The organism is Lysobacter sp. 5GHs7-4, assembly GCF_021284765.1.
Classification (GTDB): domain Bacteria; phylum Pseudomonadota; class Gammaproteobacteria; order Xanthomonadales; family Xanthomonadaceae; genus Lysobacter.
The window spans coordinates 1,494,826-1,510,325 of record NZ_CP089924.1 but is presented as its reverse complement, the minus strand read 5'-3'; the positions used below and the strand labels follow the sequence as shown (position 1 = coordinate 1,510,325).

Annotated in this window: 16 protein-coding genes; 10 read left to right on the top strand and 6 right to left on the bottom strand. The window is 69.3% G+C overall.

Annotated elements, in window-relative coordinates; genetic code table 11:
• The first annotated feature begins 12 nt into the window (after positions 1 to 12).
• The 4 genes from LVB77_RS06535 to ppk2 all read left to right on the top strand — a co-directional run bounded on the left by LVB77_RS06535 (position 13) and on the right by ppk2 (position 3,726).
• The gene (locus LVB77_RS06535) at positions 13 to 1,767 is read left to right on the top strand and encodes a tetratricopeptide repeat protein (RefSeq protein WP_232909374.1); all 1,755 of its coding nucleotides are present in this window, start codon (positions 13 to 15) and stop codon (positions 1,765 to 1,767) included.
• A gap of 278 nt (positions 1,768 to 2,045) precedes the next feature.
• Complete coding sequence (gene moaB, locus LVB77_RS06530) at positions 2,046 to 2,579, top strand: molybdenum cofactor biosynthesis protein B (protein WP_232909373.1); 534 nt, start codon at positions 2,046 to 2,048, stop codon at positions 2,577 to 2,579.
• A 5-nt stretch (positions 2,580 to 2,584) separates the two neighbouring features.
• Positions 2,585 to 2,953 carry a helix-turn-helix domain-containing protein gene (locus LVB77_RS06525; protein ID WP_232909372.1) on the top strand — a complete coding sequence of 123 codons (369 nt, stop codon included), beginning with the start codon at positions 2,585 to 2,587 and terminating at the stop codon, positions 2,951 to 2,953.
• On the top strand, positions 2,950 to 3,726 hold the full coding sequence (gene ppk2 / locus LVB77_RS06520) for a polyphosphate kinase 2 (RefSeq protein ID WP_232909371.1): 777 nt from the start codon (positions 2,950 to 2,952) through the stop codon (positions 3,724 to 3,726). Before LVB77_RS06525 ends, ppk2 begins: the two co-directional genes overlap by 4 nt.
• A gap of 62 nt (positions 3,727 to 3,788) precedes the next feature.
• On the opposite strand, the gene LVB77_RS06515 is transcribed toward ppk2, so the two are convergent.
• On the bottom strand, positions 3,789 to 4,526 hold the full coding sequence (locus LVB77_RS06515; RefSeq protein WP_232909370.1) for a helix-turn-helix transcriptional regulator: 738 nt from the start codon (positions 4,524 to 4,526) through the stop codon (positions 3,789 to 3,791).
• Positions 4,527 to 4,730: 204 nt separating this feature from the next.
• Here LVB77_RS06515 and LVB77_RS06510 point away from each other — a divergent pair, with 204 nt between their 5' ends.
• The 3 genes from LVB77_RS06510 to LVB77_RS06500 are packed head-to-tail and all read left to right on the top strand — an operon-like array spanning position 4,731 to position 6,688.
• Positions 4,731 to 5,078: a DUF1905 domain-containing protein gene (locus LVB77_RS06510; RefSeq protein WP_232909369.1), complete on the top strand. Its 348-nt coding sequence runs from the start codon at positions 4,731 to 4,733 to the stop codon at positions 5,076 to 5,078.
• Positions 5,079 to 5,094: 16 nt separating this feature from the next.
• Positions 5,095 to 5,853, top strand: coding sequence for a sterol desaturase family protein (locus LVB77_RS06505; protein WP_232909368.1), 759 nt, complete (start codon positions 5,095 to 5,097; stop codon positions 5,851 to 5,853).
• Positions 5,843 to 6,688 (top strand): DUF2145 domain-containing protein, encoded by an 846-nt coding sequence (locus LVB77_RS06500; RefSeq protein WP_232909367.1) that lies wholly within the window; start codon positions 5,843 to 5,845, stop codon positions 6,686 to 6,688. The genes LVB77_RS06505 and LVB77_RS06500 overlap by 11 nt, the downstream gene beginning before the upstream one ends.
• A gap of 141 nt (positions 6,689 to 6,829) precedes the next feature.
• On the opposite strand, the gene LVB77_RS06495 is transcribed toward LVB77_RS06500, so the two are convergent.
• Genes LVB77_RS06495 through LVB77_RS06485 form a run of 3 tightly spaced genes read right to left on the bottom strand, consistent with a single transcriptional unit; the run spans position 6,830 to position 8,984 of the window.
• Positions 6,830 to 7,099, bottom strand: coding sequence for an acylphosphatase (locus LVB77_RS06495; RefSeq protein ID WP_232909366.1), 270 nt, complete (start codon positions 7,097 to 7,099; stop codon positions 6,830 to 6,832).
• Positions 7,096 to 7,713, bottom strand: coding sequence for a TlpA disulfide reductase family protein (locus LVB77_RS06490; protein ID WP_232909365.1), 618 nt, complete (start codon positions 7,711 to 7,713; stop codon positions 7,096 to 7,098). The genes LVB77_RS06495 and LVB77_RS06490 overlap by 4 nt, the downstream gene beginning before the upstream one ends.
• 5 nt (positions 7,714 to 7,718) lie before the next feature.
• Positions 7,719 to 8,984, bottom strand: a complete 1,266-nt coding sequence (locus LVB77_RS06485; RefSeq protein WP_232909364.1) for a YihY family inner membrane protein — start codon at positions 8,982 to 8,984, stop codon at positions 7,719 to 7,721.
• 133 nt (positions 8,985 to 9,117) lie between these two features.
• Between LVB77_RS06485 and wrbA the strand changes: the two genes are divergently transcribed.
• The 3 genes from wrbA to LVB77_RS06470 all read left to right on the top strand — a co-directional run bounded on the left by wrbA (position 9,118) and on the right by LVB77_RS06470 (position 10,650).
• Positions 9,118 to 9,711, top strand: a complete 594-nt coding sequence (gene wrbA, locus LVB77_RS06480) for an NAD(P)H:quinone oxidoreductase (RefSeq protein WP_232909363.1) — start codon at positions 9,118 to 9,120, stop codon at positions 9,709 to 9,711.
• Positions 9,708 to 10,049, top strand: coding sequence for a DUF2069 domain-containing protein (locus tag LVB77_RS06475; protein WP_232909362.1), 342 nt, complete (start codon positions 9,708 to 9,710; stop codon positions 10,047 to 10,049). Before wrbA ends, LVB77_RS06475 begins: the two co-directional genes overlap by 4 nt.
• A 115-nt stretch (positions 10,050 to 10,164) precedes the next feature.
• On the top strand, positions 10,165 to 10,650 hold the full coding sequence (locus tag LVB77_RS06470) for an asparaginase domain-containing protein (protein ID WP_232909361.1): 486 nt from the start codon (positions 10,165 to 10,167) through the stop codon (positions 10,648 to 10,650).
• Positions 10,651 to 10,913: 263 nt separating this feature from the next.
• On the opposite strand, the gene LVB77_RS21295 is transcribed toward LVB77_RS06470, so the two are convergent.
• Together LVB77_RS21295 and LVB77_RS06450 are read right to left on the bottom strand one after the other, a co-directional pair.
• Positions 10,914 to 12,800, bottom strand: a complete 1,887-nt coding sequence (locus LVB77_RS21295; RefSeq protein ID WP_305068928.1) for a M20/M25/M40 family metallo-hydrolase — start codon at positions 12,798 to 12,800, stop codon at positions 10,914 to 10,916.
• 146 nt (positions 12,801 to 12,946) lie between these two features.
• Entirely contained in the window at positions 12,947 to 15,232 is a 2,286-nt protein-coding gene (locus tag LVB77_RS06450; RefSeq protein WP_232909360.1) for a M14 family zinc carboxypeptidase, read from the bottom strand.
• Between the last annotated feature and the right edge of the window lie 268 nt (positions 15,233 to 15,500).

The window sequence follows — 15,500 nt, the reverse complement described above, 5'->3', positions numbered from 1 at the left end:
GACGGCCCGCCCTTGAACGATCCCCGCGCCGAACTGCGCCTGCGCCTGCAACGCGACCCCGGCGACGCCATCGCCTGGATCGTGCTGTCCGAACACGAACTGGATGCCGGCGATGCCACCGCCGGTGCGAGCGCGGCGCAGCGCGCGCTGAGCCTGCGTCCGGGCCACCCCGAAGCGCTGGCGCGACTGGGCCGAGCGCAGTGGATGCTGGGCCGGCGCGAGGACGCGGTGGCCAGCCTGCGCGAAGCCGCGCGCAACGCGCCGCAGCACCCCGGCATCGCCGTGTGGCTGGGCCACGCGCTGGAAGACACCGGCGAAGCCGAGGCCGCATCGCAGGCGTATGCGCAGGCGCACGCGCTGGCGCCCGACGAACCGCAGCTGGCCGCCTATCTGCTGGCCTGGCGGCGCAAGCTCTGCGATTGGCGCGGGCTGGACACGTTGTCGCGGCAGGTGCGCGACGCGGTCGCGGCCGGGCGCGCGGCGATCGAGCCGTTCGCCTTCCTCAGCGAGGACGCCGACGCCGCCGAGCAACTGCGTTGCGCGCGTCTGCGCGCGGCCGAGATCGCGCGTGCGCTGCGCCCGCTGCCATCGCCCGCGCCGCGCGCCGACGACGGTGCGCCGGTGCGCGTGGGTTTTTTGTCCAACGGTTTCGGCGCCCATCCCACCGGCCTGCTCACCGTCGCGCTGTTCGAGGCGCTGCGCGCACGTGGCGAAGTGCAGACGCAGCTGTTCGCGCTCACGCCCGACGACGGCGGCCCGATCCGGCAGCGCCTGCGCGCGGCCGCACATTGCCTGCACGACGTCTCGCAACGTCCGCACGCGCAGGTCGCGGCGGCGATCCGCGAGGCCGGCATCGAAGTGCTGTTCGACCTGCGCGGCTGGGGCGGCGGCGGCGTGCCGGAAGCGCTGGCGCTGCGGCCCGCGCCGGTGCAGGTGAACTGGCTGGCCTACCCCGGCACCTCGGGCGCGCCCTGGATCGACTACGTACTGGCCGACCGCTACGCCTTGCCGGAGTGGATGGCGCCGCACTACAGCGAAGCCGTGGCCTGGCTGCCGCGCTGCTTCCAGCCGTCCGACACCGCGCGCGCGATTCTGTCGCCGCCGTCGCGCGCCGAATGCGGCCTGCCCGAGCGCGGCACGGTCTACGCCTGCTTCAACAACAGCTACAAGCTCAACCCGCGCAGCGTGGGCCGGGCCTTGGCGGTATTGCGCGAGGTGCCGGACAGCGTGCTGTGGCTGCTGTCGGGCCCCGGCGAGGCCGACGCGCGCCTGCGCGCGCATGCGCAGAGCCAGGGCGTGGCGCCGCAGCGGCTGGTGTTCATGGCCAAGCAGCCGCATGCCGAGTACCTCGCGCGCCTGCAGCACGCCGACCTGTTCCTCGACACCGAACCCTACAACGCCCATACCACCGCCTCCGATGCGCTGTGGGCGGGCTGCCCGGTGCTGACGCGTCCCGGTGCGACTTTCGCCGCGCGCGTGGCCGGCAGCCTCAACCATCACCTGGGCCTGGATGAGCTGAACGTGGCCGACGATGCGGCTTTCATTGCGCGCGCGGTCGCGCTGGGCCGCGATCCGGCCGCCCTGGCCGCGTTGCGCGTGCGCCTGGCGCAGCGGCGCGCCGACAGCGGACTGTTCGATATGGACAGGTTCGCGCGCGATTTCGTGGCGGCGGTGGAGACGATGGCGCGACGACATCGGCGGGGCTTGCCGCCGGCGCAGTTTGCGGCTGGCGGCGGAGACGGCGGAGCAAAAGCAAATCCCCCCTAGCCCCCCTTTTTCAAAGGGGGGAACCAGAACGTTGGCGGGGAACACCGATGATGCTTTTGACCTTGCCGGTCTTCTTCCTTGCCCCCTTTCCAAAGGGGGAACAAGATCTTGGTGGGGGGAACACCGATGATGCTTTTGACCTTGCCGGTCTTCCCCCTTTGAAAAAGGGGGATTGAGGGGGATTTGCTTTTACGCGGAGCCCGTAGTCCTTCGCCCGTCGCAACACAAGCACCCGACCGAATTTGCTTTTTTAGCGCCCCCGGCCCAGGCTGCCCGCCATGACCGCAGAACGCGATTTCATCCCCTTGCGACTGTGCGTGCTGACCGTATCGGACTCGCGCACCCTGGCCGAAGACAGCTCCGGCGACTACCTAATCCAGGCCTTGACCGAGGCCGGCCACGGCCTGGTCGAGCGCAGGCTGCTGCCCGACGACCGTTACCAACTGCGCGCCGCGGTGTCGCAATGGATCGCCGATCGCGGCGTCGACGGCGTGTTGGTGACCGGCGGCACCGGATTCACCGGCCGCGACTCCACGCCTGAGGCGCTGCTGCCGCTGCTGGACAAGGAAATGCCGGGCTTCGGCGAACTGTTCCGCGCGCTCAGCTTCGAAGAAATCGGCACCTCCACCCTGCAGTCCCGCGCCTTCGCCGGCCTGGCCAACGGCACCTTCGTATTCTGCCTGCCGGGCTCGACCTCGGCCTGCCGCACCGCCTGGGACCAGATCATCCGCGCCCAGCTCGACGCGCGCACACGGCCCTGCAACCTGGCCACGCTGCGCCCCCGTTTGCTCGAACCGGCTCACAAGGAGTGATCGCCATGCCGCTAGGTACCACCTTGCGACTGCTCGCCAAGGCCCGCGGCCTGAACGCCGCCGACATCGCCACCGCGATTCCGCGCGCCGGCGTGGCCACCGTCAGCGCCTGGCTGCAGGGCGAGAAGCTGCCGGGCAAGGATCAGCTGGACGCGCTGGCGCGCACTTTCGGCGTCCCCGCAGGCGCGCTGCTGTCGGAATTGGCCAGCACCTTCGACCCGGCGCGCACCCAGGGCGAGCACGACCTGCTCGCAGCCTATCGCGCGCTCAACACCACCCAGCAAGGCGCCCTGCTGGAAGTCGCGACCGCGATGGCGGGCACCAAGCGCAGCCGTCCCGCGCGTGCGCCGGCCAAGAAGAAAGCCCGCCGATGAGCAAGCTCAAGCGCAAGGACTACGAGGCCCAGCTCGAAGCGCTGCAGCTGGAGCTGGCCGAGGTGGCGCGCTGGGTCCAGCACACCGGCCAACGCGTGGTGGTGCTGCTGGAAGGCCGCGACACCGCCGGCAAGGGCGGCGTGATCAATGCCATCGTCGAACACCTCAATCCGCGCCAATGCCACGTGGTCGCGCTGCCCAAGCCCAACGACCGCGAAAGCACGCAGTGGTACTTCCAGCGCTATGTGCCGCACCTGCCCGCGGCCGGTGAAATCGTGCTGTTCGACCGCAGCTGGTACAACCGCGCGGGCGTCGAACAGGTGATGGGTTTCGCCAAGCCGGCCCAGGTCGCCGCGTTCCTGAAGCAGGCGCCGGCGTTCGAGAAGCTGCTCACCGACGACGGCATCGTGCTGTTCAAGTATTGGCTGTGCTGCGACCAGGCCCAGCAGGAGGAGCGCTTCGCCGAGCGTCTGGCCGATCCGCTCAAGCGCTGGAAGCTGTCGCCGATCGACGTCGAGGCGCGCAAGCACTACGACGACTACACCCGCGCGCGCGAGGCCATGCTCGCGGCCACCCACAGCAAGCACGCGCCCTGGACCCTGGTCGATTTCAACGACCAGCGCAGCGGACGGCTGACCCTGATCCGCGACCTGCTGGCGCGCGCGCCGGACCGCAAGGTGCCGGACAGCGCGATCGAGTTCCCGCCGCTGAAGGGCAAGCCGAAGAAGGAACGTTACGGGGCGCTCAAGCCGATCGCGGACAAGAAGGGTTGAAGCAACGCGGCCCCTGGCCGCATCGATCGCGACTTACCTGCGCAGCACGACCCTGACTGCGCTCATTGCGAGCGCCGATACGGATGGAACAGCTGCAGCAGCCACGGCTTCTGCGCCAGCACCAGGCTCACGCCCACGCGCTCCTGCGCGCTCAGCGCCGCGTCGCGCGCCAGTAGCGCGTCGAACTCGCGCGCGACTTCGCCCAGGCGCTGCTTGAGCTGGCGGATACCGGCGATGCTGAGGCTGCCGCTGAGCAACAGCAGCACATCCTGCTCGCCGTCGAAGGGATCGGCGAAGAAATCGCCGAGCAGGTTGAGGCGGAAATAACGCTCCATCGGCCCGTCGGCGCGCCAGCGGAAGTTGCGCGCGGTCAGCGGACGACCGCGGTTGCCCGGCATCAGTTCGATGATGCCGAGCCGGTCCAGCCGCACCAGCAACCGCGTCCATTGCGCGTCGTCGAACACGAAATGGCGCTGCACGTCGGTCTGCTTCCAGCGGTTCAAGGTCAGGAACAGCGCCAGCAGCAGCGCCGGTTCGTCGACCAGGGCCTGCTCCTGCGCTTCGCTGAGCTCGGCCATGGCGGTGCGTCCGCGCGCGGCCTCGGCGCTGAGCTCGGCCAGGCCGATGTCGAGCACGTCGCAGATCTGCTCCAGCCGCTCCAGGCTCATCGCGCGCTTGGAGAACATGCGCTTGACCGCCGCCTCGCTGAGCTTGAGGCGGGCGGCGAGGTCGCGATACGTGAGGTCCTGCGCGCGCAGAAAGCGCTTGAGGGCGTCGACGAGTTCTAGGGACAGGGCCATGGGTATAAAAATACGCTACCCGGTGGCGTAGCGGGAGCCACCTCGCCGATGCCCGTTGCAATGCGTCGCGCCGCTGGCCAGCGTGCAGGCAGGCCCTGACGAGCAAGCGCGATGCCTAGGAAAGTCCCACGCCGGTGTTTCCCCCTCGTCCTGGCCGTTTCGGCCGCCGCTGGCCTGCTGGCAGGGACGCCAGCTTTTGCGGCGGTGCAATCCGACGCCGCCAGCCGCCAGTCGGAGGCCAGCCTGGCCGCCTCGGTCGAAGTGCCCGCGGCGGTGGCGATGGCGCTGTCGGAAGGCGCGAAGTTCTCCGTCACCGGCGTCGCCGCCAGCGCCCAGGGCGTGGCGGTCACGGTGTCGGCGGTCGGCGTCGGCGCTTCCTTCGTGGTCTACCTGTCGGCGGCCGCGGCCAAGGAACTGGGGTTGCGCGTCGGCCAGGCGGTGACGGTCAGCGTGGTCGCCGCCGGCTGGATCCTCAGCGCCGGCGGCCATGCGCTGTGCTTCGTGCCCAACGACGAAGCGCGCGGACTGTTGCACAGCCGGCGTATCGGCTGAGGCGGAGGGACGGCGCATGTTCAAGCTGATCTTCGCCGTCGCCGCGTTCTGCTTCATCCTCGAACGCCTCATTCCGGGTTGGCGGCTGCCGTCGGTGCGGACCTGGCCGCTGCGGGTGGTGCTGATCAACCTGGTCCAGCTGGGCGTGGTGGTGCTGGCCGGCTACACCTGGGAACGCTGGCTGTCGTCGTGGTCGCTGCTGCATTTGTCCGCGCACCTACCGGCCTGGGCCGCGGGCGCCATCGCCTATTTCGTCGCCACCTTCGTCTTCTACTGGTGGCACCGCTGGCGCCACGAGATCGACTGGCTGTGGCTGGGCTTCCACCAGATCCACCACAGCCCGCAGCGCATCGAGGTCATCACCTCGTTCTACAAGCACCCCGGCGAGATGATCGTCAATTCGATCATCGGCAGCCTGCTGGTGTATGCGCTGCTGGGCCTGTCGCCGGCGGCCGGCGCGGTTTACACCGCCTGCACCGCGCTGGGCGAATTCTTCTACCACACGTCCGTGCGCACCCCGCACTGGGTCGGCTACGTGTTCCAGCGCCCGGAGATGCACCGCGTTCATCACCAGCACGGCCGCCACAAGAACAACTACGGCGACATCGTGTGGTGGGACATGCTGTTCGGCACCTACGAGAACCCCAAGGAATTCACCGACCGCTGCGGCTTCGACGACGACAAGGAGCAGCGCCTGCTCGACATGCTGCGCTATCGCGACGTGCATCGGGACACCGCAGCGCAGCCGCAAGGACCCGAATCCCATGCGCCATGATCCCCAACCGATCCTGCGCGGCCTCGCCCTGGCCGCGTTGCTGCTCGCCGCGGTCGCGGGCGCGCCGAGCGCGCAAGCCGGTACGCGCTGCGACACCCAGACCGTATCGGCGGAGAAGGTCGCCGCCGCCGCGGCCACCGCGCTGCGCGTGGCCGCGGCCCTGGACGAGCGCGACGCGCCGGTGGCGCTGGTCGCGCGCGTGGGTACCGATCTGTCGGCGCAGGGCCTGGTCTACAGCCATGTCGGTTTCGTCGTGCGCGATCATGCCAACGGGCGCTGGACCGCGGTGCATCTGCTCAACGAATGCGGCAGCGACCGCTCCCATCTGTATGCGCAGGGCCTGGTCAATTTCTTCAGCGACGATCTGGTCAACCAGGATGCGCGCATCGTCTGGCTGCAGCCGGCGCAGGCGCAACGGCTGGCGGCGCGGCTGCGCGCGCTGCCGCAGCGCAGCCTGCACCAGCCGCATTACAGCCTGATCGCGCGCCCGGGCAGCCGGGAGTATCAGAACTCCACCGCCTGGGTGCTGGAACTGCTGGCCGCGAGCGTGCCGGACGGCGCCGCCATCGATCAGCGGCGCGCGGCCTACGACTGGGCGCGGCAGGACGGCTTCCGTCCCGACCGCATCCATATCCCCTATTCCAAGCGCGTACTGGGCGGGCTGTTCTCGGCCAACGCGGCCTTCACCGACCATCCGGTCGGCACGCGCTTGTCCGGCGATTATCCGGTGGTCACGGTGCGTTCGATCTTCGACTACCTGCAGCGGCGCGGCTACGCGAGCGGACAGCGCGAGTGGCGCAACGGGCGTCTGATGGCGACGCCGGGACCGGCGTGAATCCGCGCATCGCGTCGCGGTGGCTTGCTGTGGGAGCGCCGTGAGCCGCGATCGCCTGCCTGCGCTCGCTCTGCTACTACGCAATCGCGACTTACGTCGCTCCCACAGAAAGCAGGGACGCCCGTCGTTCGGCGCCGCAGCTCAACCGCAGACGAAGCCCTCGCCCGCTTCCGACGCATCGGCGTCCTCGCGCCGCACGTCGTCGACGCGCGCGTTCGCGGGCCCGCGCCGCAGCCAGGTTTCCAACTGCGCCAACGCCGTGGCGTCGCCGACCGCCAGCACTTCGACCCGCCCGTCGGCGAGGTTGCGCGCATAACCGCGCAGCCCCAACGCCAGCGCCTGTTCGCGTGCGCTGGCGCGGAACCACACGCCCTGCACTTTTCCGCTGACGAAGTAGCGCGCCGCGCTCACGACTTGGCCGGCTTGGCCTCGGTGGGCGCGGCCGGCCCGCCGGCCTTGGCGATCGCGCCTTCGATCATGGCCGCGGTCACCGGGCCCAGGAACTTGTCGGCGACCTTGCCGTCCGGTCCGACCAGGTAGGTCATCGGCAGACCGCGCGGCGTGTCGAACGCCTTGGGCGGGTCGTAGGTGTCGACGATCGCGATCGGATAGACCACCGGATGCGTCTTCAGGAACGTGCGCATGTCGGCCGGCTCGATTTCCTCGTAGGCCAGGCCGATCACTTCGATGTGCTCGCGCATCGCGTCCATCGCCGACAGCTCGGGCATTTCCTTCAGGCAGGGCGCGCACCAGGTGGCCCAGAAATTCACCACCACCCACTTGCCGCGATGCGCGGCCAGGTCGAACTCGCCGTTGTCCAGCGTCGCCACTTTCAGATCCGGCAGGTCCGAGGACGCCGGCGCGGCGGCGGGCTCGGCTGGTTTGGCCGCGGGCGTTGCAGGCTTGGGCGCGGGCGCTTCGACCTGGGCCTCGGGCGCCGGCGCCGGCGCCGGCCGGTTGCAGCCCGCAAGCGCGACGGTCAGCAGCGACAGCGCGAGGATCGGGGCAAGGCGGCGTGAGCTCATCGGGTTCATTCCTGGTCGGCGTGGATGGTGGAGACGCGGCGTTTCAGCAGTTCGCGCAAGGGCACGCGCAATTCGTCCATCGCCGCGACCGCGGAGCGGCCCAGCGAATCGTCGCGGCAGGGCAGCCTGGCCTCGGCGATCGGAATGCGCAACCCGCAAGCTTCGTAGAGTTCGCCCATCGACAGTTCGTCCAGGTCGCGCGACAGCAGCCACTCGCCGGTTTCGGCGCGCGCGACCACGTTGATCTGGCACAGCTGCGACAGCATCTGCTGGACCAGGGTGTCGGTGAGCATGGGTTCGAGCTGCTGGATCTCGTCGCTGTGCAGGCCGCGGCCCTCGGCGCGGGCTTCGTTGAAGCGCGCCAGCAGGCGCAGCAGGCCGTACATCTCGAAGCCCAGCGGCAGGCGCATGGACACCGGCTGGTAGCGGAAGGCGGAGATCGACGAGGCCAGCGACGCGCCCAGCAACACCGCGATCCAGCTCAGGTAGATCCACAGCAGGAAGATCGGCACCGCCGCGAACGCGCCATAAATCTTGGAGTACGAACCGAAGCTGCCCAGGTACAGGCCAATGCCCCACTTCACCAGTTCGAACAGCGTCGCCGCCAGCAGCGCGCCGGCGAAGGCGTGGCGCCAGTGGATCGTGCGGTGCGGCACCACGCGGTAAATCGCGGCGAACGCCAGCCACTCGATCGCCACCGGCGCCAGCTGCAGCATCACGCGTTCCAGCAGGCGCCCGGGCTGGGTCGCGAAGACTTCCATCGAAAAGAACTTGGCCGACACCGCCAGGCTGGCCGCGGCCATCAGCGCGCCCAGGGTCAGCACGGTCCAATAGACCAGGAAACGCCCGACCTGCGGCCGCGCCGCCTTGACCCGCCAGATGCGGTTGAAGGTCGATTCCACGCCGTTGAGGGTGATCAGCAGCGACACCACCAACGCGATCACGCCGGCGGCGGTGAGCTGGCCGATGTTGGCCGAGAACTGCTTCAGGCTGGCCTCGACCGAGCGCGCGGCCGAGGGCACGAAGTTGGAGAAGACGTAGTCGCTGAGGCGGTCGCTCCATTCGCCGAACACCGGAAACGCCGACAGCACCCCGAACACCACCATCGATAGCGGCACCAGCGCGAACACCGTGGTGTAGGACAGCGCGCCGGCGGCCTGGAACAGGTTGTCGTCGAGGAAGCGCCGGGCCAGGAAGCGGAAGAAGGTGCCGACGCGCGCGCGGTCGCGCATGCGGTCGCCCCAGCGGTTGATCGTGTTCAGCGGCTCCATCGACCGGAGGGTAACCGATGGGGCGTGCCCGCGGCATGCAGGGATCGGGAGCCCGCTGACCGCCGCCGCGCCCGTCACCGGCTCGCACACGCGGCGACTGAGCCACTATCCTTGACGGCCACAGGAGAATGCGATGCCCGAAGTTCTGGTGCTCTACTACAGCCGCGGCGGATCGGTGGCGCGGCTCGCGCGCCAGATCGCGCGCGGCATCGGCGAGGTCGACGGCGTGCAGGCGCGGCTGCGCACGGTGCCGCCGGTCGCGGCCGTGACCCAGACCGCGGCGCCGCCGGTGCCGGACGACGGCGCGCCCTATGTCGAATCGCGCGACCTGGTCGAATGCGCGGGTCTGGTGCTGGGCAGTCCGACCCGGTTCGGCAACATGGCCGCGCCGGTCAAGCACTGGCTGGACGGGCTGGGCGCGGAATGGGCCAGCGGCACCCTGGTGGGCAAGCCGGCGGCGGTGTTCACCTCCACCGCCACCCAGCACGGCGGCCAGGAATCGACCCTGCTGACGATGATGGTGCCGTTGCTGCATCACGGCTGCGTGATCCTCGGCATTCCCTACACCGAGCCCACGCTCAGCAGCACCCGCACCGGCGGCACGCCCTACGGCGCCAGCCATGTCGCGGGCAGCCAGGACGATCCGCAGCCCAGCGAGGACGAGGCCAAGCTCGCGCGCGCGCTGGGGCGTCGGGTCGCCGAACTGGTGGCCAAGGTGAGCCGGTGAGCCTGGCGCGCAAGATCCTGGCGCTGGCGCTGCTGGCCTTGGTCGCGTTGTACGCGTTCTGGTTCGGCGGCCGCGTGCCGCCGTCCTGGGGCGCGCTGGCGGTGTTCGCGCTGCCGCCGGCCTGGCTGGCGCTGGGCGTGCTGCGCGGCCAAGCGCGCGCGGGCTTCTGGTCGGCGGTGCTGGCGCTGGCCTGGTTCAGCCACGGCGTGATGGTGGCCTACTCGCGCCCGCCCGAACGCCTGCTGGCCTGGACCGAACTGGTGCTGGCGGTGGTGGTGGTGTTCGCGGCCAGCCTGCCGGGGCTGAAATCGCGCTTCGGCGGCAAGCCGGCGGCGTAGTCCGGCGCCGGCACGCTTGGTGGCTGCAGGAGCGATATTGGCTTTCTGTGGGAGCGGTCCAGCCGGCCAGCGCGGCCTATAATTGCGTCGACTCCAGCCACGCGACCCAGCTTCGATGGACCAGCTCTGCATCGTCACCACCGGCGGCACGATCGACAAGATCTACTTCGACGACAAGTCCGACTACCAGATCGGCGAGCCGCAGATCGGCGGCATCCTGCGCGAGCTGGGCGTGACCTTCCAGTTCAACGTGATTCCGATCATCCGCAAGGACTCGCTGCACATCACCCAGGACGACCGCGAGCTGATCCGCGCCGCGATCGCCGCGCAACCTGCCCGGCACGTGCTGATCACCCACGGCACCGACACCATGGTCGAGACCGCCAAGGTACTGGCGACGCTGACCGACAAGACCATCGTGCTGACCGGCGCGCTGAGCCCGGCGCGCTTCCGCGGGTCGGACGCCGAGTTCAATGTCGGCTGCGCGGTCGGCGCGGTGCAGTCGCTGCCGCCGGGCGTGTACATCGCCATGAACGGCCTGATCTGGGATCCGAACAAGGTGCGCAAGAACGTCGCGGCGAATCGTTTCGAGGCGATCTGAGGCGGGCGGCTTCGCAGCGGGCTGCATAACCGCCCCACCCCGTCATTCCGGCGAAAGCCGGAACCCAATTTGATCTTCGCTATTTTGCTCGGTCTCAGCATCGGGCGACGGCCATGCCATGGCCGTTGCGGCGAACGTCAAAATGGGTTCCGGCTTTCGCCGTAGTGACGTTGGGGAGGATGCGCGGCTTCGACCCGTCTCCCACCCGCGATGACCTGCGCGAAAGCGTCCGGCGCGCCGCGCGGGCGCGCCGGACGTCTGACTCAGAACGTGATGCTCCAGCTGTCGATGCGGCCGGTATCGGCGCTGGCGTTGTCGTTCACGCGCAGGTTCCAGGTGCCGTTGAGCGCTTCGCTGCTCAGGTTCTTGATGAAGGTGCCGGTGACGTTGTCGGCACTGCCGCCGGTGCGGTTGTGGATGTTGTAGAGCGTGCCGTCCGGCGCGACCAGATCGACCTTCAGATCGCCCTTGTACGTGTGCAGGATGTTGACGGTGATCGAGGCGTTGGTCGGTGCGTTGCCGCTGCGTCCGCTGACCGCGATCGGGCTGTTGACGGTGGCGTTGTCGTTGATCGCGAAGTCGGTGCCGTTGCTGTAGGTCTGCACGCCGGTGCCGCCGACCGTGACCGAGGCGGTCTTGGCATGGGTGGCGCCGTCGTCGTCGGTGACCGTCAGCGTGACCGTGTAGGTGCCCGCAGTGGCGTAGGTGCGGCTGGGGTTGGTCGCGGTGGAGGTGGTGCCGTCGCCGAAGTTCCAGCTGCGCGAGACGATGCTGCCGTCGCTGTCGCTGGAGCTGTCGGTGAAGCTGGCGGTCAGGCCCGAGACCGAGGACGAGAAGTTCGCCACCGGCGCGTTGTTGCCCGGGCTGGTGCCGCCGGTCTTGGCCGCTTCGCCGAGGAAGGCCAAGCCCAGCTTCGCGAACGGAACGCTATTGGTGGCCGAGTTGCCCATGTTGGCCAGCGTGTCGCCGGAGGTGTGCAGGTTCGGGAACAGACGGCCTTCGTGGTACATCGCCGACGGATAGCCGGCCGCGGTCCAGGAAGCATGATCGGAGCAGCCATAGCCGCAGGCCTCGGTGGCCAGGGTGAGTCCGCTGCTGCCCATGTAGGCGGTGAACAGATCGCGCAGGAACTGCACCATGCTGGCGTTCGAGTAGTCGGTGATGACCTTGACGTGCGGATCGGAGCTGGTGCGGTAGTTGGTCATGTCCAGCTGCAGCGCGGCGACCACGTTGACGCCCTGGCTCTGGTACGCGGTGGCGATGGCCTTGGAACCGCGCAGGCCCACTTCCTCGGCGGCGTAGCCCATGAACTTCACCGTGCGCTTGGGCTTGTAGCCGCTGGCCATGGCGATGCGCAGCACTTCGGTCAGGGTGGCGATGCCGGAGGCATCGTCGTCGGCGCCGGGCGCGTTCATGGCGTTGCCGCTGCCGGAGTTGGAGATCGAGTCCAGATGCGCGCCCAGCACCACGACCTCGTTCGGCAGCTCGGTGCCCTGGATGGTCAGGATCACCGAAGGCTGGGTCGAACAGTTGGTGCAGCCGGTGTAGAGCTCGGCGCTGACGTCGCTGCGGCCGTTGGCCAGGCCCAGCCAGGTGTTGCGGATCCATTCGGCCGAGGTGCGGCCGGTGGTGGACGCGTAATAGCGGTTCGGATACTGCGTCGACAGGTGGCTGATGGTGGAGCGGATGTTGGCCTCGCCGACCTGACCCAGCCAGGGCGTGACCGTGGCCTGGTTGTCGATGGTGTAGGCGGCGAGGAACTTGCCGGCCATGGCCTGCGCGCTGCGGTCGTTGCGCACGAACGCTTCGGCTTCGGCGCGCGTGGCGAAAGCGAAGTAGCCGCCGCAACGGCGTTCCTTCTCGTGCACGTGGCGGGTGATGTCGGTCAGCTGATGGGTCTTCACCTCCGAGATCACCAACGGCGCGCCGGTGACGCCGACGCGGGCGGTGGACTGACGCGCCAGCGTCTTGACGCCGGCGTCGAAGGTTTCGCGCGAGGTGACCACGTAGACCGGCGCGAACGGGTCGTCGCTGGCGTCTGCGGGACGCGCATGCTCGTGCTCGTGCGAGGTTTGCGCGTACGCGGGGACTGCGGTCAGCGCGAGGGCCAACGCGAGCAGCGTCGGCAGCGGGGCGTGTGTGGCGTGCATGGTGCGACTCCTGGTGGTTGCGCCCGGGGTTTGGGGTTGGGGGCGCGACGGAAGGACGGCCGGAACCGGGGGGTTGCCCCGGCCGCACGGGCGACGATGCGGCGTCGCCGCTCCGGCGCCGGCCGGAACGGCGGGCGCGCGCAAGGTCAGAAAGTGATGCTCCAACTGTCGATGCGGCCGGTGTCGGCGCTGGCGTTGTCGTTCACGCGCAGGTTCCAGGTGCCGTTGAGCGTTTCGCTGGACAGGTTGAAGGTGAAGGTGCCGGTGACGTTGTCGGCGCTGCTGCCGGTGCGGTTGTGGATGTTGTAGAGGGTGCCGTCGGGCGCGACCAGATCGACCTTCAGATCGCCCTTGTAGCTGTGCAGGATGTTGACCGTCACCGAGGCGTTGGCCGGCGCGTTGCCGCTGCGCCCGCTTACCGCGATCGGGCTGTTGACGGTGGCGTTGTCGTTGATCGTGTAGTCGGCGTCGTTGCGATAGGTCTGGGTGCCGGACGTGCCGACGGTGACCGACGCGGTCTTGGTGTTGCTGGCGCCATCGTCGTCGGTCACCGTCAGCGTGACGGTGTAGGTGCCGGCCGCGGCGTAGGTCTTGCTGGGGCTGGTCGCGGTCGAGGTGCTGCCGTCGCCGAAGTTCCAGCTGCGCGACACGATGCTGCCGTCGCTGTCGCTGGAACTGTCGCTGAAGTTCACGCTCAGGCCGCTGACGGCGGCGCTGAAGTTCGCCACCGGCGGCGCGTTGCCGCCGCTGCCGGACACGGTGAAGCGCACCGCGTTGGGCGTGCCGGGCTTGCCGGCGGCGTCGGTGGCCTGCACGTAGACGGTGTGCACGCCGGGGCTGAGGCCGGCGGTGGGCAGGCTGACCGTGACCGTTTCGGCGCTGGCGTTGTAGCTGCCGTCGCTGGCGTTCATCGCCACCGGCACCGCGCCGGCGGCCCACGGCGGCGCGTCCAGGTAGGCGCGCGCCGAGGCGATGTTCTGCACCGCTTCGCTGCCGTTGCTCTGGTTGTAGGTGGCGTCGCTGACGCTGGCGGTGATCGTCACCGGCGTGCCCGCCGGCACGGTGGCCGCCGAGGCCGCGACCGACTGCGTGTCGGGTCCGGACGGATACTGGTAGGGCGCGTACAGGTTGCGCGCGGCGTAGCGCAGCGCGCGCAGATTGTTGGGCAGGGTCGAGTTCTGGAAGGTCGAACAGCTTTCGAAGAACGCCACGCCCAGTTCGATCGTGTAGCTGGGCACGCCCAGCAGGCCGTACATGGTGTCGTCGGTGGTGCCGTCGGTGGCGTAGAGCTCGTTGGATTGCTGCGGGCGGTAGTTGTTGAAGTACGCCAAACGCCGGCCCAGCGTCTGCAGAGGCACGCTGTTGGGTGCCGGCGTGGTGGTGTCGCCCCAGGACCACAGCACCAGTTGCGAATAGCTGTGGATGTCGAAGAACAGGCCCTGATAGTCGTCGGGCGCGGCGCTGCTGGTGGCGTCGCCGCGGCGGTCGGGGAAGAGGCCACCGGTGTAGACGCCGCTGGCGTTGCGGGTGCCGGCGACCAGGCGCACCAGGTTCTGGGTTTCCGGTTCGGAGGAACTGGACGGGCCGCGGTAGGTCTCGGCGCAGGCGTTGCCGCTGGAGCCGCCGGCGGCGCTGTTCCAGTGGAACGGGAAGTTGCGGTTGAGATCCACGCCGTAGGACGAGGCGCTGCAGCTGCCGTTGAGGTTGTCGGTGTTCTTGCGCCAGGAGGCGCCGGCCTCGGCCTTCTTGCGCCCGTCGGGATTGGCCTGCAGCACCAGTTGGAAGGCGAAGTTGTCCATCAGCCAGGTCGCTTCGGCGTCCGTGCCGTAGCCGTTGACCAGCCATTCGGCGAAGCGCGTGACCAGTTCGGCCGGTGTGTATTCGCGGGCGTGGATGGAGCCGAACGCCACCATGGTCGGCTTGTTGGGCAGCGCCGCGTCGGTGGCGGTGTTGGTCAGCCGCAGCACCTTCATCTCGTAGCCGCTGGCGGCGTTGCGGCTCTTCTGCCAGCTCGGGCCGATGTTGGCGATGCGCGCCAGGTTGGGCTTGGCCGCGGCCAGGTCGTCCATGGTCGTGTAGGTTTCCTCGACCGTGCGGTAGCAGGCGTAACCGGGAATCGCGGCCGGGCCCAGCAACGGCGCCTTGGCCATCGCCGACTGCATGCGCTGCAGCTGTTCGGTCGCGGCAGCGTCGATCTCCACGCGCAAGCCGGCGCTGCGCAGCGCGGCGATGTCCTCCGGCAGCGCTTCCACACGCACGGTGCGCGCCTCGCGGTCGACGATCAGATGCTGGAAACGTGAGGCGACGCGCTGCAACTGCGCGCGGTCGCGGTAATGGGCGGTGACGAATACCGCCTCGTCCTCGGCGGCGGCCGCGCTGGCGGGCGCGGCGGCGGTGAAGGCGAGCAGCAAGGCGGCGTGAGCGAGGCGCATGGCGATCTCCTGACGTGCGGGCCCGGGCCCGCTGCGAACGTGCCGATCGATCGGCCTGCGCCGATCTATTGGATGGGGTGGATGAGGCTGGCTAAGGGATTGCGGGGCGGAACCTTCCGGGCACGCGGACTCCCGCCCCTACGCCGGTGGCGTTGGAGCGGGAGGACTTACCGGATTCGGGATCGACGCTCGCTCCCGATGGCGTTGCCCCGCCGGCCTGACCGTCAGGGCGTTGTCCACTCCGGCCGAAACCGGAGTGGACGGTGCT